Annotated in this window: 24 protein-coding genes; 19 read left to right on the top strand and 5 right to left on the bottom strand. The window is 67.3% G+C overall.

The features are described 5' to 3' along the window. Positions 1 to 39: 39 nt before the first annotated feature. From DB30_RS32130 to DB30_RS42880, 5 genes are read right to left on the bottom strand one after another with little or no spacing between them, the layout of a single operon-like run. On the bottom strand, positions 40 to 414 hold the full coding sequence (locus DB30_RS32130; RefSeq protein WP_276204402.1) for a YfhL family 4Fe-4S dicluster ferredoxin: 375 nt from the start codon (positions 412 to 414) through the stop codon (positions 40 to 42). A gap of 60 nt (positions 415 to 474) precedes the next feature. After that, positions 475 to 882 (bottom strand): roadblock/LC7 domain-containing protein, encoded by a 408-nt coding sequence (locus DB30_RS32125; RefSeq protein WP_052556244.1) that lies wholly within the window; start codon positions 880 to 882, stop codon positions 475 to 477. Further along, positions 883 to 1,881: a hypothetical protein gene (locus DB30_RS32120; RefSeq protein ID WP_052556242.1), complete on the bottom strand. Its 999-nt coding sequence runs from the start codon at positions 1,879 to 1,881 to the stop codon at positions 883 to 885. 55 nt (positions 1,882 to 1,936) lie between these two features. After that, on the bottom strand, positions 1,937 to 3,157 hold the full coding sequence (locus tag DB30_RS32115) for a DUF3570 domain-containing protein (protein ID WP_146661550.1): 1,221 nt from the start codon (positions 3,155 to 3,157) through the stop codon (positions 1,937 to 1,939). A 2-nt stretch (positions 3,158 to 3,159) separates the two neighbouring features. After that, a complete protein-coding gene (locus tag DB30_RS42880; protein WP_276204401.1) occupies positions 3,160 to 3,381 on the bottom strand; it encodes a DUF4266 domain-containing protein in 222 nt (73 codons plus the stop codon). A gap of 127 nt (positions 3,382 to 3,508) precedes the next feature. Here DB30_RS42880 and cmk point away from each other — a divergent pair, with 127 nt between their 5' ends. From cmk to scpB, 19 genes are all read left to right on the top strand, one after another. Next, positions 3,509 to 4,258 (top strand): (d)CMP kinase, encoded by a 750-nt coding sequence (gene cmk / locus DB30_RS32105; RefSeq protein WP_052556238.1) that lies wholly within the window; start codon positions 3,509 to 3,511, stop codon positions 4,256 to 4,258. A gap of 129 nt (positions 4,259 to 4,387) precedes the next feature. Further along, on the top strand, positions 4,388 to 6,094 hold the full coding sequence (locus DB30_RS32100; protein WP_052556237.1) for a 30S ribosomal protein S1: 1,707 nt from the start codon (positions 4,388 to 4,390) through the stop codon (positions 6,092 to 6,094). A gap of 116 nt (positions 6,095 to 6,210) precedes the next feature. Beyond that, positions 6,211 to 6,702, top strand: coding sequence for a 6,7-dimethyl-8-ribityllumazine synthase (ribH, locus tag DB30_RS32095; protein ID WP_052556235.1), 492 nt, complete (start codon positions 6,211 to 6,213; stop codon positions 6,700 to 6,702). Positions 6,703 to 6,715: 13 nt separating this feature from the next. Then, the gene (locus DB30_RS32090) at positions 6,716 to 7,276 is read left to right on the top strand and encodes a transcription antitermination factor NusB (RefSeq protein WP_052556234.1); all 561 of its coding nucleotides are present in this window, start codon (positions 6,716 to 6,718) and stop codon (positions 7,274 to 7,276) included. Beyond that, on the top strand, positions 7,273 to 8,292 hold the full coding sequence (locus tag DB30_RS32085; protein ID WP_052556232.1) for a M17 family peptidase N-terminal domain-containing protein: 1,020 nt from the start codon (positions 7,273 to 7,275) through the stop codon (positions 8,290 to 8,292). The genes DB30_RS32090 and DB30_RS32085 overlap by 4 nt, the downstream gene beginning before the upstream one ends. A 127-nt stretch (positions 8,293 to 8,419) precedes the next feature. Further along, positions 8,420 to 8,848, top strand: a complete 429-nt coding sequence (locus DB30_RS32080; RefSeq protein WP_240480380.1) for a response regulator — start codon at positions 8,420 to 8,422, stop codon at positions 8,846 to 8,848. Continuing rightward, positions 8,845 to 11,304 carry a chemotaxis protein CheA gene (locus tag DB30_RS32075; protein WP_052556231.1) on the top strand — a complete coding sequence of 820 codons (2,460 nt, stop codon included), beginning with the start codon at positions 8,845 to 8,847 and terminating at the stop codon, positions 11,302 to 11,304. The genes DB30_RS32080 and DB30_RS32075 overlap by 4 nt, the downstream gene beginning before the upstream one ends. Then, positions 11,294 to 11,866 (top strand): chemotaxis protein CheW, encoded by a 573-nt coding sequence (locus DB30_RS32070; protein WP_052556229.1) that lies wholly within the window; start codon positions 11,294 to 11,296, stop codon positions 11,864 to 11,866. The genes DB30_RS32075 and DB30_RS32070 overlap by 11 nt, the downstream gene beginning before the upstream one ends. Continuing rightward, a complete protein-coding gene (locus DB30_RS32065; RefSeq protein WP_052556226.1) occupies positions 11,863 to 12,402 on the top strand; it encodes a chemotaxis protein CheW in 540 nt (179 codons plus the stop codon). Before DB30_RS32070 ends, DB30_RS32065 begins: the two co-directional genes overlap by 4 nt. After that, the gene (locus tag DB30_RS32060; RefSeq protein ID WP_146661546.1) at positions 12,402 to 13,157 is read left to right on the top strand and encodes a response regulator; all 756 of its coding nucleotides are present in this window, start codon (positions 12,402 to 12,404) and stop codon (positions 13,155 to 13,157) included. The genes DB30_RS32065 and DB30_RS32060 overlap by 1 nt, the downstream gene beginning before the upstream one ends. Further along, a complete protein-coding gene (locus DB30_RS32055) occupies positions 13,154 to 15,301 on the top strand; it encodes a HEAT repeat domain-containing protein (RefSeq protein WP_052556223.1) in 2,148 nt (715 codons plus the stop codon). Before DB30_RS32060 ends, DB30_RS32055 begins: the two co-directional genes overlap by 4 nt. Positions 15,302 to 15,365: 64 nt before the next feature. Then, positions 15,366 to 16,208, top strand: coding sequence for a CheR family methyltransferase (locus DB30_RS32050; RefSeq protein ID WP_052556221.1), 843 nt, complete (start codon positions 15,366 to 15,368; stop codon positions 16,206 to 16,208). 15 nt (positions 16,209 to 16,223) lie between these two features. After that, positions 16,224 to 17,348, top strand: coding sequence for a chemotaxis-specific protein-glutamate methyltransferase CheB (gene cheB, locus DB30_RS32045; RefSeq protein ID WP_052556219.1), 1,125 nt, complete (start codon positions 16,224 to 16,226; stop codon positions 17,346 to 17,348). A gap of 699 nt (positions 17,349 to 18,047) precedes the next feature. Beyond that, entirely contained in the window at positions 18,048 to 18,881 is an 834-nt protein-coding gene (locus DB30_RS32040; protein WP_146661544.1) for a GAF domain-containing protein, read from the top strand. Beyond that, entirely contained in the window at positions 18,878 to 19,270 is a 393-nt protein-coding gene (locus tag DB30_RS32035; RefSeq protein WP_052556214.1) for a response regulator, read from the top strand. Before DB30_RS32040 ends, DB30_RS32035 begins: the two co-directional genes overlap by 4 nt. 228 nt (positions 19,271 to 19,498) lie before the next feature. After that, complete coding sequence (gene xerD / locus DB30_RS32030) at positions 19,499 to 20,419, top strand: site-specific tyrosine recombinase XerD (protein ID WP_052556212.1); 921 nt, start codon at positions 19,499 to 19,501, stop codon at positions 20,417 to 20,419. Positions 20,420 to 20,532: 113 nt separating this feature from the next. Beyond that, the gene (locus DB30_RS32025; RefSeq protein WP_052556211.1) at positions 20,533 to 21,213 is read left to right on the top strand and encodes a site-2 protease family protein; all 681 of its coding nucleotides are present in this window, start codon (positions 20,533 to 20,535) and stop codon (positions 21,211 to 21,213) included. Positions 21,214 to 21,221: 8 nt separating this feature from the next. Then, a complete protein-coding gene (locus tag DB30_RS32020; RefSeq protein WP_165704046.1) occupies positions 21,222 to 23,222 on the top strand; it encodes a segregation/condensation protein A in 2,001 nt (666 codons plus the stop codon). Between the two features lie 2 nt (positions 23,223 to 23,224). Continuing rightward, positions 23,225 to 24,563 (top strand): SMC-Scp complex subunit ScpB (gene scpB, locus DB30_RS32015; protein ID WP_052556207.1); only part of this gene is annotated, 1,339 nt, incomplete at its 3' end.

The following is a 24,563-nucleotide window of genomic DNA, read 5'->3' as shown; positions in this document are numbered from 1 at the left end:
GCGTGGGCCAGCGCGCCGGCCCACTTGCCTAGCCCGGCCTCACTTCTTGAAGCGGCTGGGGAAGTCGTCGGAAAAGCTCTTGTCTTTGTGGATCTCGCGGGCCCGGGCGATCAGCGTGCTCTCGTCTTCGCGAAGCTCGGGATCGGGGAGGCAGCATTCCACCGGACAGACCGCTTGACACGCCTCGTAGTCGTGGAAGCCAACGCACTCGGTGCACAGCTTCGGGTCGATGACGTAGATCTCGTCGCCCTCGGAAATGGCCTCGTTGGGGCACTCGGGCTCGCAAGCGCCACAGTTGATGCACTCTTCGGTGATGTGGGTGGCCATTCGTGTCTCCTGGTGTGCTGACTCGTGCTCGAGCTCCCCGAGCTCGAGGGGTGGTTTGCTGACCCGGCGCTTGGTAGCCGGTGTCACGCGTCCGGCAGTCTACCTATGGGGTGATGGGCGTCAAGCGGCGCGCGTGCGCGGTCGATCTCAGCGCAGCAGCGCCAGCAGCAGCTCGGCGGTCTCGTCGAAGTCTCGCATGGCGCGCGCGAAATTGGCCCGGCGGTTGAGCAGCAGGGTCAGCAGGTACTTTTCCCACAGGACCTTGGTGATGAGCACCGATTCTTCGGTCTCGATCACGACCTGCGCGCGGCCAAGCCCAAAGATGATCGACGCGGTGTTGAGGTGCGTCATCGGCTGGCCGACCTGCGCGCCGGCGATAGACACGTCGATCTTCGAGATCTCTGCGGGCCGGTAGGCGGTGTCGATCGTGTCGTCGACGCCGTCGGACAGCACGGCTCCTAGCGCGCCGGGGTTGCGCTCGAGCAGGGCGCCAAGCAGGTCGCCAAACTCGCTCACGCCCCGATCGATCTCGTCGGCCTGAAGCTCGGTCATCATTCACGGCCCTCGCTCGAGCTCGGGGGACAGGCGCACGACCCGGCGATCGCGGATCTTGGCCAAGGTCTGCTGCAGCTGATCGGCTTGCCAAGCCTGCTCGATCTCGCCGCGCAGGTGAGCTTCGCGAGCGGCGCGGAGCTGGGCCTCGGGCAGCGATCCGTCGGCGAAGGCCGCCGCTTCGATGCTGGCGACGAGCACCAGGTGCACGCCAAACTGGGTGGCGAACGGACCGACGATCCCCGGCGCCTCGCGGGCGGTCACGGTCTCGACCCACTGCGGATCGAAGCTGCCGGCGTCGCTGGGGGCGAACGCGAAGTGTTCGTAGCGCAGCGTGAGCGAGCCGGACCCGGTCGAGTCGGGACCTGGCTCGATCGCGAAGCGCTGCTGCGAGGTACCCACGATCCGCCCGAGCACCGCGCAGCCGCCCTCGCTGAGCAGATCCGGCTCGAATCGGCGGGCCCGCGCGACCAGACCTGCGAACGCCTGGTTCGCGGCCGCCCGCCAGCGCTCGGCCGCTTCACCCTCGCTGGGCGGCTTGACGAACGTATCGGCGGACTCCGGGGTCGGGACGATCAACGCCTGGCACACGAACCACAGCTCTGGATGAAACATCCGCCGGGTCGTCCCCGGGTTGTTCATGTTCTGCTCGACGAGCCGCTGGGGGATGTCCGCCGCGCGATGGCTGGGCTCGAACACGTCGTCGAGCCAGACCCGGACCAGCGCCGCGCGCTCGAGCTGTTCGCGGCGCACCGGGTCGAGCTCGTCGGGGTGCTCGGGCGGCTCTTCGCGGGCGGCGAGCTCGGCCCGGCGGGCGGCGACCAGGCGCAAGTCTGCGAGGGCGCGCTCGCGGGCTTCGGCCTCGCTGATCTGTTCGCGAGCGGCGACGTGCTCGACGACCGCCCGATCGAGGGTGAGCGTCTGGCCCTCGCCGCTGATCTGCGCGACGACATTTTTCTCGCCGCCCGCGTCGTCACCACAGCCGAGCAGCGCCCCGCTCACGACCGCGGCGCACGACCACGCGCAGACCCCCGCGGCCGCTGGCCGCCATGAACCATCAAAACGCAATCGAGAACGCGAGGTTGCCGTAGCGGTTGTCGCCGTAGCGGGTCGAGCGGACCGTGCCATAGCCAAAGTCTTGATCCATGCACGTCGGAGACTGATCGTCGCAGCGAACGAAGACATGGTTGTAGTTGGCCTGGATCCAGGCACCGTCGAGCCATCCTAACCCCTGTAATTTAGCGACGCTATCGAGGTGCCAAGTCAGCTCCAAACCGACAGTGTTGGACCGAAAATCGTCCATCTTGGGATCATCGGTGCGGAACGGGTCGGTGTCAGCATAGGCGCCGCCGTCCCGCCAGAACTTGGCTTGGGTCTGCGTGTAGTAGCGGTAGCGCAGCCGCAGCGCGAGATCCCGGTGCGCGCGAAAGTGCACGCGCGCGTCGGCGCTGTGGGCCGTGATCCCCCAGTCGTCCGCGTAGAACCGGTAGTGCGGCTCCAGGGTCATCTTGGCCTGGGGAACGTGCGCGCGCAGCCACAGGGCGGGCGCGAGGCGCTTGCGCAGCAGCGGGTGCTGCTCGGTCATCGCGTCGCGGGTGCGCCGGTAGGGGTTGTCTTGCGGGCCCTTGGCGTAGATGCCCTCGAGGTTGACGCCACCGACCACCTGCTTGTGGAGCACGTGGCTGTAGCCAAGGTTCAGGTAGTGGACCTGCAGCAAGTTGGAGGTGCCGCTCGAGGTCCAGGGATCTCGCGAACCAAACGCAGAGACGATCTTGTAGACCCGGTCGAAGGTCGCCGAGTAGCTCAGCGACACGTTGGCGGTGCGCTGCAAGAACTCGCGGGACAGCGCCACGCCGAAGTTGTTGGACTGGTAGTCGGTCTCGGTCGAGTACCGATACGACGCCGCGGCGCCCCAGTCGTCGATCTTGGTAGTCGCGCGAAACGTGGCCTCGTGGCGGGCCTCGGTAAACACCTTGTCGCCGCCGAGCTCGACCGAACCCGCGCCGATCGAGGCGGAAGAGATCACGTCGAGCAGGTACTCGGTCTCGAGCGCGAACCGTTCATCGGGCAGCTCCTTGCGGAACGTGACCATGGGCTGCAGCACCCGCGTGGAGGTCTCGCGATAGTAGTTGCCGCGGACCGTGACCCGATCCTCGGCGCGGGCGCGGGTCACCGGGAGTCCGAGTGACACCAGCAGCGTCAGCGCGACCACCAGCGCCGGGCCCACTCGCGCGAGCGACAGACCCGACCGGGCCCGAGCTGACGACACGTCGCTCATGCTCAGCCGCAGCCGCAGCCGCCACCCGAGGCACCGTGCCCGCCAAACCCAGCTTCGCGGGCCGACTCGATGTGGCTGAGAAATTGTTCGTCGAGCGCGTGGCTCGCCGGGTCCATCGCCGGGAGCGCGAGGTGTTGACGCTCGTGAGATTGAACGGTGACGCATGCGCTGCTGGCGAGGCCGAGAACCAGCGCAAGGACAGCGCGAGGCAGGTGAGATGCCATCCCCGCGAGCCTGCCCGACGTGAGCACCCCTCGGCAAGCGCCGCCCGAACACAGGTTGGGCCGGAACGTACTCAGGGTGTGCGGCACTAGTTCGCGTTGGCGCCGAGGTGTCGCTATTCTTCCGCGAATGCCCGCTGAGCTGATTGTCATCGATGGCCCCGCAGGCGCTGGCAAGAGCACCGTCGCGCGACGGATCGCCGATTTGTTTGGGGCCGCGCTGCTGGACACGGGGGCGATCTATCGGAGCCTCGCCTGGCTCGCGCGGGGGCGGGGCGTCGCCTGGGAGGACGAGGCTGGGCTCGCGGCGATCGCCGCCGAGCTGCGCATCGAATTCCAACCGCCAGCCGAGCCAGGCACACGCCAGCGAGTCCTGATTCTGAGCCCCTTGGAGGCGCCGGAGCGCGGGCCGATCGACGTCACCGGGCTGATTCGCTCGCCAGAGATCTCCGAGGGAGCCTCGCGCGTGTCGCAGCACGCGGCGGTCCGCGGGGCGCTGCTGGACATCCAACGCGCCATTGCCGCTACCTCGGTGGCCGCTGGCCGTGGCTGCGTGGCCGAGGGCCGGGACATGGGCACGGTCGTGTTCCCCGACGCCGCCCACAAGTTTTTCCTCACGGCCACGCGTGATGCGCGAGCCAGCCGACGCCACAAAGAGCTGACCGCGAGCGGGGAGCTGGCCGCGAGCGGGGAGGCGCCCAGCCGCAGCGAGGTCGAGACAGAGATGGCACGCCGGGACCAGCGTGATTCCTCACGCGAGACCGCGCCGCTCCAGCAGGCCAAGGATGCCGCGCTGATCGACTCGAGCGAGCTCGACATCGACGCCGTCGTGGCCCGGATCGTGGCGGCGGTTCGGGGCCCTGGCCAAACCACTGCTTGACCAGCGGTGCGGAAATCTCTAGCTTCCCCCGGCTCTCGACCTTAGCGCCAGCTCGCGGCCACAACTTTGGTTCGCGCGTTGGCATCGCTTCGGTGAGGGACGCCAATAGAGAGGAACTCCAGCAACCACATGACACAACCCATCACCCACGAGGTCGGCGAAGAGAGTTTTGCCGATCTACTCGAGCAGTCGCTCCTCGACACGAGCGAGGTCAAAGAAGGCAGCATCGTCAAGGGCACCGTCGTCGACATCATCGGCGATTACGCGGTGGTCGACGTCGGCCTCAAGGCCGAAGGCCAGGTGCCGCTGCGCGAGTTTGCCGACGAAGACGGCAACATCAACGTCAAGATCGGCGACGAGGCCGAAGTCTTGCTCGAGCACGCCGAGGACTCCCACGGCCTGGTCGTGCTGTCCAAGGACAAGGCGCGCAAGCGCAAGGTCTGGGACGAGATCCAAAGCGCGATGGAGGAGGACAGCATTGTCCGAGGCCAGATCCAAGCGCGGGTCAAGGGCGGCTTGTCCGTGACGCTGCAAGGCGGCGTCAAGGCGTTCTTGCCCGGTAGCCAGGTCGATCTCCGCCCGGTCCGCAACCTCGACGCGTTCTTGGCTCAAGAGCTCGACTTCAAGATCATCAAGTTCAACAAGCGCCGGGGCAACATCGTGCTCTCGCGCCGGGTGCTGCTCGAAGCCGAGCGCGCCGAGCTGAAGACCGACACGCTCAACAAGCTCGCCGAAGGTCAGATCGTGGAGGGCCAGGTCAAGAACCTGACCGACTACGGCGCCTTCATCGATCTTGGCGGCATCGACGGCCTGCTCCACATCACCGACATGAGCTGGGGCCGGATCAACCATCCGTCCGAGCTGTTCCAGGTCGGCGACAAGGTCAAGGTCAAGGTCTTGAAGTTCAACAGCGAGTCCGAGCGCGTCAGCCTTGGCCTCAAGCAGATCACCCCCGACCCGTGGATCAACGCCGAGGAGAAGTACATCCCCGGCACGGTCGTTCAGGGCAAGGTGGTCAGCATCAAGGACTACGGCGCCTTCGTCGAGCTCGAAGAGGGCATCGAGGGTCTCGTCCACGTGTCCGAGATGTCGTGGACCCGCCAGGTCAAGAACCCCAAGCAGGTCATCAACCTCGGCAACGAGGTCACCGCCGTCGTGCTCGACATCGACGTCTCGCAAAACCGGATCTCGTTGGGCATGAAGCAGCTCGAGGAGAACCCCTACGAGAAGGTGCTCGAGAAGTACCCGCCCGGGACCGTGGTCCAGGGCGTGATCCGCAACATCGCCGACTTTGGTGTGTTCGTGGAGCTCGAGCCCGGCATCGACGGCCTCGTGCACATCACGGATCTCAGCTGGACGCAGCGCGTCCGTCACCCCTCGGATCTGTTCAAGAAGGGTGATGAGGTCCAAGCCGCGGTGTTGAACATCGACAACACCGGCGAGAAGCCCAAGATCAGCCTTGGCATCAAGCAGCTGTCGAGCGACCCGTGGGACCGCGTGCCCTACGAGTTCCCGATCGGCAAGGTCACCGAGGTCAAGATCCTCAAGCTCACCGACTTCGGTGCGTTCGCCGAGATCATCCCCGGCGTCGAGGGCCTCATCCACATCTCGGAGATCAGCGAAGAGCGGATCGAAGATCCACGCCAGGTGCTCGAGCCCGGCCAGACCATGCGCGCCGAGGTGATTCAGCTCGACGCACAGGAGCGCAAGATCGGCCTGTCGATCAAGAGCGCGCGCCGCCAGGACGACCTGGCCGACGCCCAGGGCTTTGCCAACGTCAGCGAGGCAGGCGCAACCCTGGCCGACCTGATGTCGGACAAGTACAAGAAGAGCTAGGGCGGGGCCGGCAACGCCGGTCGAAGCCAAGCGCGCGCGAGCCAGGTCGTCACGACCTGGCTCGCGCTGTTTAACGGGCAGTTGCCAGATCTGTCGCAGCCAGGTATCTCGTGGGCATGCAGGGCGGATCGTCCAAGGTTCAGATCGTGGAGGGCTCGCTCGATGCGACTGGGCTGCGCTTCGGGGTCCTGGTGGCCCGCTTCAACGCGATCGTCACCGAGCCGCTCCTCGATGGCGCCGTCGATGCGCTGGTGCGCAGCGGCGCGAAGCCAACTGACGTGGTCGTGTTTCGCACGCCCGGCAGCTACGAGCTGCCGATGCTGGCCGACAAGGTCTTGGCGACCGGTCGCTTCGACGCCTTGATCGCGCTTGGCTGCCTGATCCGCGGGGACACGATCCACTTCGATCTGATCGCCGCGCAGGCATCCAAGGGGTTGGCCTCGGCTGGCCAGCGCCACCGCAAGCCGGTCGCGTTCGGGGTCTTGACCACCGACACGCTCGAGCAGGCGATCAACCGGGCGGGGGCCAAGGCGGGCAACAAGGGCGCCGAGGCGGCGATGACCGCGATCGAGCAGGCCCGCCTGTATCAGGCGATCGAGAAGCTGTGAGCGGGCGACGAGCATGACCGATCACGATCCCAATCAGGGCGCAGGCGGGTCCAAGGGTCCGCCTGGTCGGGCCCGGGGGCGCGAGCTGGCGCTGTGGATTCTGTGCCACCTCGAGTCCCACCCAGGGGAGGAGCGCGACGCCGTCGAGCTGTTCTGGCGCGAGCCACCCACGCTCGAGACCGGCGACGAATTCATCGGGCCGATCGCGGCCGAGCTCCGGGCGCTGCTCGACGACGGAGTCGCGGGCCGCTGGGCCCGGCGGCTGACCCAGGCGTACGTGAACGACATGATCTCGGTCGACGCCGCGATCGAGCTCGCGTCGAAGCGTTGGCGACTCGAGCGGATGGATCGGGTCGACCGCAACTTGCTGCGCCTGTGCGCGGTGGAGCTGCGCGCCGAGAAGACCCCGCGCAACGTCGTGGTCGCCGAGGTCGTGCGGCTCGCGGCCCGCTACGGGGGCGATCGCTCGCCAACCTTCGTCAACGGTCTCGCCGAGGCCCTGGCCCAAGCGCTGCGTGACGTGACCCCGCCCGAGCCCGAGCCCGAGCCCGAGGATCCGGGAGCGGTGACGTGAGCCGCCAGCTCCACCCCAGCGAGCTGGTTCGCGTTGTCCACGTCGAGGCGCTCGAGCGTGCGCTGCTCGACGGCGTGAGGCTCGATGAGGTGCCGCTCGATGAGGTGCCGGACGTGCTCGACGCGCTGGACCTGCCGCTCGATCCCGACGCGGATCCGCGTGGCGCTGGCGACCGCGTGCGCGTCGATCTTGGCTTGGTTCCCGTGTTCAGCGACGAGCGGCCGCTGCTCGGGCTCGCGGGGTTGATCGACTGGCGTGGCTCCGGGCGCCTGTCGGGGTTGATCCGCTCGGGGTTTTGCACGGCCGCCGCGGGCGAGCAGCTGTTGGTCCCCTGTGATCGCAGACTGCCAATCGATCGTCTGGTGCTCGTCGGGCTCGGCCCGCGGGCCGAATTCGATGAAGCGCGCGCCCGCGCCGTGGCCAGCCAGCTGGTGAAGATCTCCACCGGGCTACAAGCGCGCACCGTGCTGATCGCGCTCCCGACCCAAGGGATTGATCGCGCGCTGGCCGAGGCTGTGTTCGAGGCGCTGCTGGTCGAGATCGAACAACTGGTGACGTCCGCCCCAACGTCTCAGCCCGACCCGCTCGACGATGCGCAGGCCGCCGCGGAGCAGGCGGGCGAATTGGCGGGCGAGTTGGCGGGCGAATCGGCGCCCGAGCAGCCGGGCGAGTTGGCCCCCGAATTGGCCCCCGAATTGGCCGCTGAACCCGTGGCCCCGGAGTCGTCGATGCTCGATCCCGACGCCCCAGCGGCCAAGGAGGTGGCCGCTGACGCGCCACAGGAGCCGACCGGCGATCCGCCTGGGAATCCAGAACCGGACAGCGGTGGCCCCGAATTGCCGAGCTCGCTGGAACCAGAAGCGCCCGCGCTGGCGTCGCCAGATGACCCACCCGACCTGGATGTGACGACCGCGCGCTGGTGGGTCGCCGTTGACCAGGCAGTCGTGGCGCGGCTGCGGCGGGTCCTCAGTGGTCCACCCCGAGCTGCGCGGGGCGGCTCGAACCTGCACACCTGACACGTTGTGGGAGCGGCATCGCACCGCGGCCGGATGCGCCGACGTGTCCGAGCGCTCGTGTCCGCGCTGGGGGCCGAACGCCCGCAAACTCCCCCGAACGGCGCCGCTGGCCCTATACTTTGGCGCGATGCCGACCCAAGTGCTTTTGGTCGAGGACTCACGGGCGATGCGTGACTACGTGAGTTCGATCCTCGAAGCCGAAGGGGGGTACGAGGTCCACGAGGTCGGGAATGGATTCGACGCCCTGCGGGCGCTGCCCCGCGACTTGTTCGGCTTGATCGTCACCGACATCAACATGCCGGACGTCAGCGGGATCGAGCTGACCCGATTCGTGCGCCAGACCCCTCGTCACGCCAACACCCCGCTGATCGTGATCAGCAGCGAAGCGTCCGCCGTCGACAAGGATCGGGCCATGAGCGCGGGCGCGTCGTCGTTCGTCGCCAAGCCGTTCACGCCCGAAGAGTTCCTCGCGGCGATCCTTCAGGCCGTTGCCACGCCGCGCCCGGATCTCGCTGATCCAGCCGGTCCTACCGATTCAGGGGGTGAGAGTCCGTGAGTGATTCGCCCGAGTTCGTTTCCGAAGCTCAGGAGATCATCGAGACCTTCTCGCGCCAGCTGCTAGAGATCGAAGGGCAGATCAAGGACGGCGACGACTACGACCCGGATCTGCTCAACGGCTCGTTCCGCTCGGTCCACACGCTCAAGGGCCTGTCGTCGCTCTCGGGGGTCAACGAGATCGTCGATCTCAGCCACGAGCTCGAGACCACGCTCGATGCCCTGCGGCTCGGCAAGCTGCCGCTCAACCACGCCGCGCTCGACTTGATGTTCGAGTCCGTCGAGCTGTTTCAGCAGCTGCTCGCAAGCGCCGTCGATCCAAGCGTCGGCCACGCCGTCGACGTCCGCCCGTTCCTCGCCCGGCTCGCGGTGCTGTCCAAGCCTCGCGAGCAGGTTGATGACAACCCGCTGTCGTGGCTCGACGACTCGATCCTCAGCGTGCTGACCGAGTACGAGGAGCACCGGCTGCGCGAGAACGTGCGCCTGAACCGGCGGATCTTCCGGGTCCACGCGAGCTTCGATCTGATGGCGATCGATGTCGGCATCGAGGCGCTCAAGGGCAAGCTCAAGACCCACGGCGAGGTCATCACCTACCTGCCCAGCGCGGATGGCTCGAGCGACGATCGCATCGAGCTCGACATCCTCGTTGGCTCGAAGCAGAGCCTCGAGATCGTCGCCGAAGGCATCGGTGAAGACGGGGTGATCGTCGAGGCGCTCGGAACTGGCGAGCGGATCGTGATCAGCAAGACCCGGGCGTCGGCGCCCGAGCCGGAGCCGGAGCCCGAGCCGGCGCCGGAGCTCGAGCGGAGGCCTCGCGCCAAGGTCCACGTCGAGATGGTCGACGAGGACGAGTTTCCGCCAGACGACGGCCTCGCTGGGGCGGGCATGCTTGTCCCACCACCCAGCGCGAGCACCCTACCGTTCCCCGACGAGCCCGCGCCAAGCAGCGCGTCTTCGGGCGCTGGAAGGTCTGCGGGCGCGGGGGCCGGTCCAGCAGGATCAGGTCGAGATGGGGGCGGTCGAGATGGGGGCGGTCGAGACGGGGGAGGTCGAGATGGCGGCGGTCGAGATGGGGGTGGCCAAGCGGGTGGGGAGGTCCACGATGATGGCGAGCAGGTCAGCCTCAAGAGCCTCAGCCAGACCGTCCGCGTCGATCTGCGGCGCCTCGACCACCTCATGAACCTCGTCGGCGAGCTCGCGCTGGTCCACGCCAACCTGGCCGCGACCGTCGACCGGATGCAGCGCAGCGACACCCCGGTCGAGCAGCTGCGCGAATTCCAAGATCAGCTGCGGGTCATGAACCGGCGGCTTGGGCTGCTTCAGCAGGGGATCCTCGAGGTTCGCATGGTCCCGCTCGGGCAGGTGTTCGACAAGCTCGCGCGGGTGGTTCGCAACCTCAGCCGCGAGTCCTCGAAGGACGTGCGCTTGGCGATCTCGGGGGCCGAGACGGAGCTCGACAAGCTGATCGTCGAGGAGCTCAGCGATCCGCTCATGCACATGATCCGCAACGCGATCGACCACGGCATCGAGAAGCCGGCCGAGCGCGTCGCGGTTGGCAAGCCTCGGGCTGGACGCGTGTCGCTCTCGGCCTACCAAAAGGGCAACCGTGTCGTGATCGAGATGACCGACGACGGCCAGGGCATGGACTGGCGCTGGATCCGGGACAAGGCGATCGACAAGGGCGTGCTGACCCGCGAAGAGGCCCGCGACATCAACGCGTCGCAGGCGATCAACCTGATCTTCACGCCGGGGTTCAGCACCCGCGAAGCCGCGACCGAGGTGTCGGGCCGCGGGTTCGGCATGGACGTGGTCAAGACCAACATCTCGCGGCTGTCGGGCATGATCGACGTCGCGTCCGAGCCCGGCCGGGGCTCGCGGTTCCGCATCACGTTGCCGGTCACGCTGGCGATCATTCAGGCCCTGGTGATCGAGACGGCGGGCCAGACCTTCTGCATCCCGCTCAACTCGGTCCTGGAGTCGATCATGGTCCAGACCGACGAGATCCAGACGATCGAGGGCCACGAGGTCGTCTCGGTTCGCGGTCGCACGCTGCCCTTGGTCCACCTGTCGCGGGTGTTCGATCTCGAGCCCGACGGCCGCGAAGCCGATCGGCGGATGTTCTACGATCGGCTCTACGTGGTCGTGGTTGGCCTGGCCCAGCATCGGGTCGGGCTGGTCGTCGACGAGCTGCTAGGCCAGCAAGACGTGGTCATCAAGCCGATCGGCAAGGCGCTGCGCCAGGTACCCGGGATCGCCGGCGCGACCGAGCTCGGTGACAACCGCACGGTGCTGTTGCTCGACGTCGGCACCTTGGTCGGAGAGGCGGTCGGCGGCGTCGAGGCGGCGGTCGCCGGGATCGGCAGCGGCGGCGCGAGCGAAGGCATCGGCGTGTTCTCGTCGAGCGTGTCGGTCGGGCGCGGCAAAGAACACGGAGGTTGGGGCGATCATGGCTACTGACGACGACGATCTGTGGCAGGCGCTGTTGGCCGTGACCGGCGACAAGGTCGCGACCGAGGCCGACTACGAGCACGGCTACAAACGTGAGATGCGCAGCGATCTGCTGCGCTACGTGACCTTCATGATCCGCGGTGAGATCTACGGTCTGCCGATCGAGCAGATCGTGGAGATCTCGACGGTGTTCCCGACCACGCCGGTCCCGCGCACCGCGGACTTCGTGATCGGCATCGGCAACATGCGCGGCTCGGTCATGCCGGTCATCGATCTGGTCCAGCGCCTCAGGCTAGGGAGCGTGCACCGCGGCCGCGAGACCCGGGTGCTGATTGTCCGCCACGACGACGATCAGCACGGTATCGTGGTCGACCGCGTACTCGAGGTCATCTCGTTGCCCCCCGAAGACATGGAGAACACCCCCGGTGGGATCGGCAGCACCCGCGCCGACTTCATCCTTGGGCTCGGGCGGCACCGCGGCCGGCTGATCATCATCCTCGATCTCGAGACCGTGCTCGCCGAGCGAGACTTTCTCGAGGCCAAGTTCCGAAGGGAGCGTGTCCTGCAGTGACGAGCGAGATTGGCAGCAGCCCCCGCGGCGCCACGACGGCGTGGGACGACGAGGAAGCCCCCAAGGGGCAAGATCAGCTCAAGCTCGCCGGGTTCTTCGTTGGCGGCGGGCTCTACGGGATCGACATCATGCGGATCAAGGAGGTCATCCAGTCCGCCCCGTATCCAACCCGCCCGGTCCCGCACGCGCCCCCGATCATCGAGGGTGTCATCACGCTGCGCGGAGTCGTGATCCCGGTCATCGATCTGCGCAAGCGCTTCAACGTAGAGGTCGACGACGCCGCGATCCCTTTCAACAAATTGATCATCGTCAGCGTCAAGGGGCGGATCGTCGGGCTCAAGGTCGACAAGGTCCTCGGTGAGCTGCGGGTCGACGCTGACGAAGTGCGTCCGGCCCCGTCCATGCTCAGCGCCTCGATCGGTGACGACGGCGAGGACTTCTTCTCGGGCGTGTGCAAGATCGAGAACGACGTGGTCTTCGTGGTCAACCTCGACGGCCTGATTGGGTCCACCAGCGGGAGCGACAGGTCGCGTTGATGAGCAACCCCTCCCAGGCAAACCCGCCAGTGGGTTCGAGCGCGGGGACCCGGCCGCGGGTGCTGTTGGGCCACGGGGGCCCGGTGATCGCCGGCGCTGCTCAGCGGATCTTGGATGCGCATGGGTTCGAGGTAGAGATCGGCGCGGACTCTCGCGGCATCGAGGCGGCCTTGAGCAGCAGCAGCTGGGACGCCTTGGTCGTCGACGTGGCGCTGCCTGGCGCGCCGGGCTTCGAGCTCACGGGGGTCGCCCGCGAGGCCGGGGTCAAGGTCGTGATCCTGGTCGCCTCGGTGTTTCGTCGAACCAGCTACAAGCGCCAACCCAGGCGGCTGTACGGCGCCGACGACTACGTCGAGATTCACCACCTCGGGGATCACCTGCCCAACCGGCTTCGCGCTCACTTGGGGCTGCGAGACGCAGAGGTGCCGGTCGAGACCCTGCGGGAGCTGCTCGCAACCCTCAACGAGCGCGGTGACGACCACTTGCTCGAGCAGACGCCGCGAAGCTTGGCGATGCTGATCGTCGCTGATCTGCTGCTCTACAACGGGGATCGGATCACCGAGGCGGACAGCATCGACGAGGCGCTGGCGGCGGTCGCCACGGATCTCGATGGCGCCCGCGACCTGTTCGAACGGGTTCGGGACCAGGTGCGGGGCGACGTCGATGTCCGCCTCGGGGCAGCAGACGACGACCTGATCGGCGAAGCATTTCGCGAGCTAGTCGCCGGTTTGGACCGGACGGGAGACGTATCTTGAGCGCCAAGGGAGGAACCAAGGTCACGGGCCGTGGCAGCGCTGGCTTGCCGCCGCGCCTGCTCGATTGCATCCGCAGGTTTGGCGACGAGGGCTGGCGCGAGCGCAAGCAGGCCGTCGAGGAGGTGCTGATGGTCCTCGCGACCGAGCAGCCCGACGGCCCCACCTTTGCCGCGCTGATCGACACGCTGATCGACGGGGTGATCGATCCGCTGGACAGCGCGATCTATGAGGGCCGCGAGCACGAGACCAAGGTCGTCGCGGGCGGTGGCGTCAGCGCCCGCGCGGCGTGTCAGGACGTGTTGATCCAGCTCGGTCGCGCGAGCCTCCCAAAGGTGTTGCAGCGGCTCGACCCCGACGACACCCGCAGCTCGGGGACCCGGTTGATGGTCGACATGATCGGCCAGATCGGTGGCGAGTCCGAGATCGGGATCTTGACGGGCTTCTTGCGTGACGCCAGCGCCGACGAGAACCTGCGCGCGTCGGCGGCTGCGGCCCTCGGTGAGATCGGCGGGCCCCGGGCGATCGCGGCGCTCGAGCAGCTGCTCGCGGATGACTCCGAGATGTTGCAGCTGTATGCCCTCGACGCGCTGCGGGCTGCGAGCGCCGCGGTCCCGGTCGATCGTCTCGCGCCGCTGTTGGGTCACGCGGTCACGCGCAAGGGCGCCGCGGCGCTGCTCGGGGTCACGAGCTCGCCCGACGCCGTGCCGTTGCTGATCCCGCTGCTCGGGGACGACATGCGCGGGGTTCGGGCGGCGGCAATTGAAGGCATCGCGCGGCTCCGCGTGGCGCTGGCAGATCGTGATCTGTCCGACATCGTCGACGACGCGGTCGCCAACATCGACGACGAGACCAAGGCCAAGGTCCGCGAGCTGATCGGGCACCGCGAGCGCGACGTCTCGATCGCCGCGATCGCGCTGGCCGGTCTGGCCAAAGACGCGGGGGCGGTCGCGGCCGTGCTCCCGCGCATGGAAGATCCCATGGTCTACGAGCGGGCGCTCGCCCTCGTGGAGCGACTTGGGACCGCGGCCAACGACGCGCTCGTCGAGGTCCTCGACAGCCTCGAGGTCGCCTCGCGCGAGGCGCTGTACCGCCTGATCGGGGCGCTGCCGGGCGAGGTGGATCAGCGCCTGATCAACCTGCTGCTCGAGGGACTCGAAGATCCGCTCGAGACCGTGGCGGCGGCCGCCTGCGACGCGCTGCGGCGGGTTGGCGGGCGCTCGGCCATGGCCCCGCTGTACCGAGGTTGTGGGCGCCAAGGTCCGGTGGGTGAGCACGCCGCCGAGGCGCTCGCGGCCGTCGCCGAGCGGATGGCCAGCGCGCGCCCGGGCGGCGGCCACGATGAATTGTTGCTGTTGATCGGCGGCTCGTGGCCACACGCGGGGGCGCTCGCGCGCAACCTGTGTCGGGTCGTTGGGCGGCTTGGGTTGTTGGAGTTCGTGCCGCCGCTGGTGTCGATGCTCGGCTCGAGTGACCTCGGTGTTCGGGTCGCGGCCGCGCTCGCGCTTGGCAACGTCGCGGGCGACCACGAGGGCGTCGGCGCGCTGTGCTTCTCACTCGCCGACGAAGATCCACAGGTTCGGGCGGCCGCGTGCCGTAGCCTCGGTCAGCTGGCCGACACCCAGAGCGTGCATCCGCTGCTGGCGGCGACCTCGGATCCAGTCGCCTTGGTCCGCGCCGCCGCGGTTCAGGCCCTGGTTGCGATCGGCAACCCGATCACGCTCGCCCGCATGCGCGAGATCATCCTCGACGACAATTCGACCAACGTCGTCGTGCATGCGATCGCGGGGCTCGGTCACTCGACCCAAAACCAAGATCTGACCTTGCTGATGAGCCTGTGCGCGTCGCAGGACCACGAGGTCGTCAAGGCCGCAGCTCGGGCGCTCAAGCAGTACCCGGCCCATCGCGCGACCGCGGCGCTGCTTGGCCTGCTGTCGCACGAGCGCTGGGACGTGCGCTGGGCCGCCGCCGAGGTGCTGTCGGAGCGTGGCGATGTGACCGCGCTCGGGCCGCTCGAGCGCGCCCGAAAACTCGAGCAAGACGCGCTGGTTCGGCAGATACTCGGACAAGCGATCGATCGCCTGCGCGTGCTCTTAGATCCGAGCGCGGCGGGGGCCCCCGAACACGAGGACTCCAAGAAGGCGTAGCGTCGTGGCCCGCACTAACCCCACCGACCGACTCTTCGCCGGCCTCGGCGCCGCGAGGGTGCGGATGACCGACGACGAGAGCCGTCTCTTGGTCGAGGCGATCCAAGAGCACAGCGGGATCACGCTCGCCACCAATTCCGGGTTCTTCTTGGAGCGTCGCTTGAGCTCGCGGCTCGACGCGCTGGGGCTGTCGAGCTACCTCGACTACTACCAGTACCTTCGCTACGACCCGTCGGGCCCGCGCGAGATGGAGGAGTTGGTCGAGCGGATCACGACCCACGAGACCTACCTGTTTCGCGAGCAGTATCAGCTCGAGGCGTTCTCCGAGGAGATCATGCCCGCGCTCGCCAAGCGGCTCGAGCGTCAGCAACGGATCCAGGTGTGGAGCGCGGGCTGCTCGACCGGGGAAGAGGTGTACACCATCGCGATGCTGCTGCTCGAGAGCGGCCTGTTTCGCGGCTGGAACATCCGCGTGATGGGCTCTGACATCAGCCGCAAGGTGCTAGCGACGGCCCGCGCGGCGGTCTACGGCGAGAACAGCTTTCGAACCACAAGCCCGGCGCTGCGTCGCAAGTACTTTGTAGAGGCCAACGGACGCTGGACCGTGCGCGATGACGTGCGCGCGCTGTGTTCGTTTGGCCAGCTCAACCTGATCTCGACCGAGCGGTTCCGCGTGCTCGGTCCGCAAGACGTCATCTTCTGCCGCAACGTCTTGATGTATCTTTCTCAGGAGTCCCGGCACAACGTCGTCGAGGCCTTCTACGATCGCCTGACGCCCGGTGGCTACTTGCTGCTTGGCCACTCCGAGAGCTTGCTGAACGTGACGACTCGCTTCGACCTCGCCCACCTTCAAAAAGACCTCGTGTACCGCAAGCCCCCGACCGCGACCGAACCGTCGAGCTACTAGCAGCCGTGCGTCCAGATGTCCGCAAATAGCGAAAACCGACCCCTCCGCGTGCTGGTCGTCGACGACTCCGCCTACAATCGTCAGACCATCACGAGCATGCTCGAGTCCCGCGAGGGCGTCGAGGTCGTCGGCCGTGCGACCAATGGCAAAGAGGCGCTCAAGCTCGCCTTCGACCTCGAGCCCGATGTCATCACGCTCGACCTCGAGATGCCCGAGATGGACGGCTTCTCGTTCTTGCGGCTGCTGATGAGCCGGCGGCCGATCCCGGTGGTGGTCATCTCGGGCTACGCCCAGCGCGACAACGTGTTTCGGGCGCTCGAGCTCGGGGCGCTGGACTTCATCGCCAAGCCGCGGCGCCACATCAGCCCCGACATCCGCAACATCGAGGACGACCTCAGCTCCAAGATCACGATGGTGCGGCGGCTGCAAAGCGTGCGGCTCAAGCAGCGCGCCGACTCGCTCGCGGCTCAGGGCGCGCGCCCGCATGGCAGCAGCGACGCGGACACCATGAACCAGCCGCTCGAGGGTGAGCCGGCCCAGTTCGTGGTCGGCATTGGCTCATCAACCGGCGGGCCACCTGCGATCCAGCAGCTGCTCGCCGGGCTGCCCGCCGAGCTACCCGCGGCTGTCGTCATCTCGCAGCACATGCCCGCGCGCTTCACCAAGGCATTCGCTGCCCGACTCGATCGCGTCGTCGATCTTCGCGTCGTCGAGGCCGCCGAGGGCCAGCCGCTGTGCCGCGGCGTGGTCTACATCGTGCCTGGCGCGTGCAACATAGACATCGAGTCCAGCGCCGGGGGCACCGCGATCGTGCACATCGTCGAGCCCCAGCCAACTCGGGCAGGGGTCGCGCCGCTGACTCCGTCGGCGGACCACATGCTCAAGTCCTTGTCCGCCGCGTTCGAGCGGCGGTTGGTGGCGGTGATCCTCACAGGCATGGGGTCGGACGGGACCAACGGAGCGATCGCCGCCAGGCGGCTTGGCGCCTACGTCCTGGTCGAAGATCCGCGGACGGCCGTCATGCCGGGGATGCCGCACTCGGCCCTCGAGGCCGGGGCTGTCGATCGAGCGCTACCGCTCGAGCGTCTGCACGACGCGATCATCGAAGTCATCGACAAGCGCCGCGCCGAAGGCTCATGACCCTCTCATGACCCCCACAGGCGCCTTCGCACTTCGCGGTCACTCGCTTCGCTCGCTCCCAACGGGCTGGCTGTTCGCAGGGGCATGTGTGGCCCCCTAGAAGGGGGCTTCCTAGCTGTTACCCCCACAGGCGCTTTCGCACTTCGCGGTCACTCGCTTCGCTCGCTCCCAACGGGCTGGCTGTTCGCAGAGGCATGTGTGGCCCCCTAGAAGGGGGCTTCCTAGCTATTACCCCCACAGGCGCCTTCGCACTTCGCGGTCACTCGCTTCGCTCGCTCCCAACGGGCTGGCTGTTCGCAGGGGCATGTGTGGCCCCCTAGAAGGGGGCTCTCCTTGCCATCCCAAAATCGCGCGCCAAGTCGCCCGCCCCCCAATTCACGAACCACGACACGTGAGTGGAGCGGTACCCAACGGCTGCAGGTGCCCAGACGAGAGCCCCCTTCTAGGGGGCCACACATGCCTCTGCGAACAGCCAGCCCGTTGGGAGCGAGCGAAGCGAGTGACCGCGAAGTGCGAAGGCGCCTGTGGGGGTAACAGCTAGCGTGGCGTGGCTTTACGCCCCAATTTGTAGCGGCGGCAGCGGACGGGCGGGATCGGGCGGCGATCTCGGGCGGGCGGGTGTCGTTTTAGCCGCAAAACCGCGATCAGACTGGACACCCGTGCTCTCGCGCGCAGCGTCGCTGTGTTACTGTGCGGGCGGTGAGCGCCGACGACCCCAGGCAGAGCCTGCAGCGGAAGACCGACGAATTCTTGCGCGACTTCTTTGAGAAGGGCGAGATGTTGGTCAAGGAGCTGATCACTGAAAACGATCGCCTCCGCTCGCAGCTCGAGACCAAACCAGATCCACGCGAGGCAGAGGCCAAGCCTGTCACTCGCGACAACATGGTCGATCTCTTGATGATGCGCATCGGAGCGCTCGAGCGAGAGTGTGACGAGATTCGTCGGATCGCAGGCAACGTAGAGGAAGAGTCGGGTGGATTTCGCTACCGGCTCGACTCCCTGGAGTCCGAGCACTATCACCTCGCGTCGATGTTCGTCGCGGGTTCTCAGTTCCACGCGGCGACCAGCTTCGATGAGGTGCTGCGAACCATCACGGAGATCCTGCTGAACTTCGTCGGCGCTGGTGCCTTCGTCGTGTACCTCGTCGATGAAGAGCGGCAGGTGCTGTTCCCCGTCGCCCGTGAGGGCGGCTTGATCGACGAGATCAAAGAAATTTCGCTCAACGGCGATGACGCCGGGCCAGCGCAAGCGGCTATCGTCGCGCTCGGGCGTCCGTGGAAGAGCGGCGACCCCGAGTTTCAGATGGGTCCTGAGATCATCAACCTGCCGCTCGTCAGCGGGTCGCGGCTGGTTGGTGTTGCCCGTCTAGAATCTTTCCTCGAACAAAAGCACGGTTTCGCGGACAACGATCACCAGCTGCTCGGCCTGATCTCCGAGCACGCCGGGATCGGTGTCGAGAACGCCTGGATCCGCGCCCACACAAAAGACGTCCCGCTACAGCGTCAGGCGATCGAACATCTGGTTGGAGCATGAGCACTTCGGGAGAACGTCGTTTCAACGCCTTGGTGGTGGAGGACAGTCCACCAATGCGAAAGATGATCGTGTTCGCGCTCTCGCGCGTGCGTGAGCTCGATGTCGTCGAGGCCGATGACGGCGTCGACGCCCTGCGCCGTATCGCGGGGACAAAGTTCGACATCATCATCACTGACATCAACATGCCGATCCTCGACGGGCTCAAGCTCGTCAAGCGGCTTCGCGCTGACGATAATTACAAGGACGTGCCGATCGTGATCATCACGACGGAAGGCGCGGCCGAGGATCGTCAGCGGGCGCTGGCGCTGGGCGCCAACGCGTACATCACCAAGCCCATCCAGGCGCAGCAGGTCATCTTGCTGGTCCGCGAGATCCTCAGCCTGGACTGACTTAGACCCCCACATGGGGCTTCGCACTTCGCGGTCACTCGCTGCGCTCGCTCCCAATGGGCTGGCTGTTCGCGGGCGCATGTGTGGCCCCCTCTAAGGGGGCTCTTGTCTGGGCTCCAACCGCCACCGGGCGGCGCTCCATCTTCTTTGGCGCCTGTGGGTGTTCGGGGGGGGCGCGCTATCCTTGCATTTGTTGGGGGCTCGACGGGGGCGTGCTAGGGAGCTTCGGTGGCGCGTGCGCTCGATCTCGACGATGCGGTGGAGGACTACCTCCAGCACCTCAAGGTCGAGCGCAACCTGTCGCCGAACTCGGTCGAGGCCTACGCCAACGATCTGCGCCAGCTCTTGGATCACCTGGGCTCCGTCGGTGTCACCACGACCGCTCAGATCACGCCGCCGCTGCTGCTGGGCTTCCTGCGCGCGCTGACCGAGCGCGGGCTCGCGGCCCGCAGTCAGGCGCGCCGCTGGGTGGCGGTGCGTGGGCTGTTTCGCTGGTTGCGGCTCGAGAACTTGATCGACGTGGATCCGACCCAAGGCATCCGCATGCCCAAGGCGGGGGCCAAGCTGCCCGAGCTGCTCAGTCGGACCGAGATCGACGCGCTGCTGGCCGCGCCGGGCGTCGACACGCCGCTGGGTCTGCGCGACACGGCGCTGCTCGAGTTCATGTACGCGACCGGCTGCCGGGTCTCGGAGGCGTGCGACCTCCAGCTCGACGCGCTGCACTTGGATCAAGGTCTGGTCGTGCTGACCGGCAAGGGCAACAAGCAGCGCATGGTGCCGCTTGGCGACTGCGCGCTGGTTGCGTTGCTGGCCTACATCGAGGCCGGGCGGCCGACGCTGATCGAGCGCGCCCGTGGCAAGGCGCGCCGCGGCGGCCACGTGTTCTTGAACTTCCGCGGCGGCCGACTCTCGCGCCAGGGCTGGTTTCATCGCCTGCGTGAGCATGCGATCACGGCCGGCATCACCCGGGCGATTTCACCGCACAAGTTGCGACACAGCTTCGCCACCCACCTGATCGAGGGCGGCGCGGACCTGCGGGCGGTTCAGACCCTGCTGGGTCACGCCGACATCTCGACCACCCAGATCTATACGCACCTGAGCCAGAGCCACGTGCGCCACGCCTACGACCTGCATCACCCGCGCGCCTGACGGGCTTGCGGGGTACCGGGCAGACTTGCTAGGTAACTTGCCCTGCTCGGTCCGCCTGCGTAGGTTGCGCGGGCGTCGGCGGGCGATCTCTGCCCGCACTCTTCGAGACCGTCGTGCCCGCACTCGTCGCCATCGATTTTTCGAGCGAGACCCTGATGACAGTCGGGCTGTACCTGATCTGTCTGATCATCTCGATCGCCGTACACGAGTACTGTCACGCGCTCGTGGCAGATCGCCTGGGAGATCCAACCCCAGGGCGTGAAGGCCGAGTCTCGCTCAACCCGATCGTTCACGCCGATCCGGTTGGCACCTTGATCATGCCGATCGTCGCCGCGTTCACGGCGTTCCCGCTGCTTGGCTGGGGGCGCCCGGTGCCGACCCAGCCCAGCCTGTACACGCGCAAGGTCAGCATGCGCGGCGGGATGGCGTTGGTCGCCGTCGCCGGGCCGTTTGGGAACCTGGTGCTGGTCCTGCTCGTGCTGGGGATCGCGGCGGTGATGGCCCTGGTCACGGGGGACATCAGCCGGGGCATGCACACGGTGCTGCTCACGATGTTGCGGCTCAACGTGCTGCTGATGATGTTCAACCTGCTGCCGCTGCATCCGCTCGACGGCGGCAAGATCCTCGCCGCGTTCTTGCCAGCGCGGCTCGAGCATGTCGACGACTTCTTGCTGCGCTACGGGCCCTGGATCCTGCTCGCGCTGGTCATCTTTGGCGGGCCGTTGCTCGGTCCGCTGATCGGGCCGGTCAACCGCCTCGTCGAGACAATGTACTTCGTCGCGGTGGGTCTATGAGCTCGCAGGTGGGTCAATCGGCGGGGACTTCCGAGTCGCCGCCGCCGGAGTCTGCCGCCCTCAGCGAGGCCGTTCCCGCCACCCCCGCGCGAGTCGAGTCCGAGCGGACCAAGCACGAGCGGCCGGCGACCGACTCGATGGCCGACGGGGTTGGCTCGCGGACCAGCTACGCGATCGCCCTCGATGTGTTCGAGGGGCCGCTCGATCTGCTGCTGCATCTGGTTCGGCGGCACGAGCTCGACATCCTCGACATCCCGATCGCGTTCATCACCGAGAAGTACATCGAGTACATCAGCCTCGCGCGCTCGCTCGACATCGAGGTCGCCGGTGAGTACCTGCTGATGGCCGCGACGCTGGCGTTCCTCAAGAGCCGCGAGCTGCTGCCGGTCATCCCCAGCGAGGACGAGGACCAGGATGACGAGGAAGACGGCATCGATCCGCGCGAGGAGCTGATCCGCCGGCTGATCGAGTACGAGCGGTTTCGGGACGCGGGCCTCGAGCTGTCGGCCCGCCCGATCGCCGGGCGCGACGTGTTTCCACGGGGTGGTGACCTATCGATCGAGCCGCCCGAGCCCGGGCTGGCGCCGGTGACCTTGTTCCGCCTGGCGGAGGCCTACAACCGCGTGCTGGATCGGGCGATCCTCCGCGAGGACCACGAGGTCGTGATCGAGCCGATCACGGTCCGCCAGCGCGTGCAGCAGCTGAGCGTGTTGCTGTCCGACGGCAACCGGGTCGACTTCGAGGCGCTGTTCTTGCGGCAGACCTGGCCGAGCGAACGGTCGCTGCGGCAGATGCTGGTCGTCACGCTGATGTCGGTGCTCGAGATGGTCAAGCTGGGGATCCTCGGCGTCCACCAGGCGCAGGGCAGCGACGCGATCGAGCTCGAGCTGACGGTCGACGTGGCCCAGATGCAGCAGGTCGTCGCCGATTTCCGTGGCGATGATGAAGAGGTCGCGGCCGCGCTCGCCCAAGGGGCCGCGCCGACCGAGACCGCCGCGGGGGGGCCAGCGGCGACCCACGATGTCGCGGTGGTGGCTTCGATCGTTCCCGAGCAAGCAGACACGAGCGCGGAGCAGGGCTCAGCGGAGCAGGGCTCGCCGGAGCAGCTCTCAGCGGAGCAGGGCTCAGCGGAGCTGACTTCAGCGGATGGTCTCGAAGAGGCTTCAGCGGAGGAGGCTCCAGCGGATGAGGCTTCAGCGGATGGTCTCGAAGAGGCTTCAGCGGAGGAGGCTCCAGCGGATGAGGCTTCAGCGGATGGTCTCGAAGAGGCTTCAGCGGAGGAGGCTCCAGCGGATGAGGCTTCAGCGGATGGTCTCGAAGAGGCTTCAGCGGAGGAGGCTCCAGCGGATGAGGCTTCAGCGGATGGTCTCGAAGAGGCTTCAGCGGAGGAGGCTCCAGCGGATGAGGCTTCAGCGGATGAGGCTTCAGCGGATGGTCTCGAAGAGGCTTCAGCGGAAGAGGCTTCAGCGGATGGTCTCGAAGAGGCTTCAGCGGATGGTCTCGAAGAGGCTTCAGCGGAGCTGACTTCAGCGGATGGTCTCGAAGAGGCTTCAGCGGAGCTGACTTCAGCGGATGGTCTCGAAGAGGCTTCAGCGGAAGAGGCTTCCGCGGATGGTCTCGAAGAGGCTTCAGCGGAAGAGGCTTCAGCGGAGCCTCTCGAAGAGGCTTCAGCGGATGGTCTCGAAGAGGCTTCCGCGGATGGTCTCGAAGAGGCTTCAGCGGAGGGGGCTTCCGCGGATGGTCCCGATGAGGCTTCGCCGGATGGTCTCGAAGAGGCTTCAGCGGAGGAGGCTTCACCAAATGGGGCGCCGTCAGGACCCGACCCGGCCTCGCCGGACTCGGGTCCGCCAGATGCGGCGCCGCCCGTGCTCGACGCGGCGTTCGAGACAGTAGAGGTGACGGAGGCCAGCACGACACCGGCCGCCGAGCCTGACGCAGAGATTGAGCCGGACGCGCGGATCGAGGCCGACGAGCCGATTGCGACGCCCGGCGAGAGCGAGAGCGACTGACCATGGCCAAGAAGCCTGCCCGCAAGCAAGCGCCCCCCAAGTTGACGCGGCGCCCCCCGAGGTCGCAGCCCGCGGCTGCGGCCGAGGCCGCGACCGACGAGCCCAGCGTGGACGCGCTGGTGGCCCAGCTCGGCGCAGAGCCGTCGAGCGACGCCGCTGGCGACGACGCCCCGAAAGCCGTCGAGTCCGAGGCCGCGCCCGATGACGAGGCCGCACCCGCGGCGGATGACGAAGCCGGACCCGCGGCGGGTGACGCCGCCGCCGCGTCCGAGGTCGAGGGTGAGACGGATGAGGGGGCGGCGACGGAGGGCGAGTCTGGCGAGGCCGCGACGGCGGCCGAAGACCAAGACGCAGGCGAGGCCGATCCGGCCCGCGTGCAGCTCGTCGACAGCCTGCCGATCGACGCCGAGGATGACCTGAGCGACGTCGAGGGTGAGGCGTCTCCGCGCTTGGTGTCGATCGTGGAGAGCCTGTTGTTCGCGTCGACCAAGCCGCTGCGGGTCAAGCAGATCCGCAAGCTCCTGCTCGAGCCGTCAGTGCGACAGATCCAGCTGGCGATCAAGCACCTGATCGTGGGCAACGAGGCCCGCGGTATCATCGTGGCCCAAGTCGCTGGGGGCTTCGTGCTGCAGACCAGCCCTCAAAACGCGCAGTGGGTCCAGCAGCTGCTGCAGGCCAAGCCCGTGCGGCTGAGCCGACCGCAGCTCGAGACCCTCGCCGTGATCGCCTATCGCCAGCCCGTGACACGACCCGAGATCGACCACATTCGCGGGGTCGACAGCGGGGCCGTCATCAAGCTGCTGCTCGAGCGCGAGCTGATCCAGATCGTTGGCAAGAAGGACGAGGTCGGTCGACCGATGCTGTACGGCACCACCGTTGGATTCCTGGAGTTCTTCAACCTCATGAGCCTGCGCGACCTCCCCGATCTCCGAGAATTCCGCGAGCTGTCCGACGACACCAAGGCCACGCTGCGCAAGAAGATGGACGCGGACGAGGTCGAGGCGCTCGGACAGGAGGTTCTGAACTTCGCGCGGGACGACGACGAACCCAACGAGGGCGACGCGGGGACGGATTCAGAGGCTGAGAGCGCGGACGAAGCCGACGCGAAGCCGGAAGCGGACGGCGCGGAGTCGGAAGCGGACGACGCGGAGTCGGAAGCGGACGACGCGGAGCCGGAAGCGAGCGACGCGGAGCCGGAACAGAGCGACGCGGAGTCGGAAGCGAGCGACGCGGAGCCGGAACAGAGCGACGCCGGGCCCGAGGAAGAGGGCGACGAGGAAGAGGAAGAGGGCGACGAGGAAGAGGAAGAGGAAGAGGAAGAGGAAGAGGAAGAGGAAGAGG

The organism is Enhygromyxa salina, from assembly GCF_000737335.2.
Taxonomy (GTDB): domain Bacteria; phylum Myxococcota_A; class Polyangia; order Nannocystales; family Nannocystaceae; genus Plesiocystis; species Plesiocystis salina_C.
Note: the sequence above shows the minus strand (reverse complement) of the source record. Positions and strands in the feature narration are given on the sequence as shown.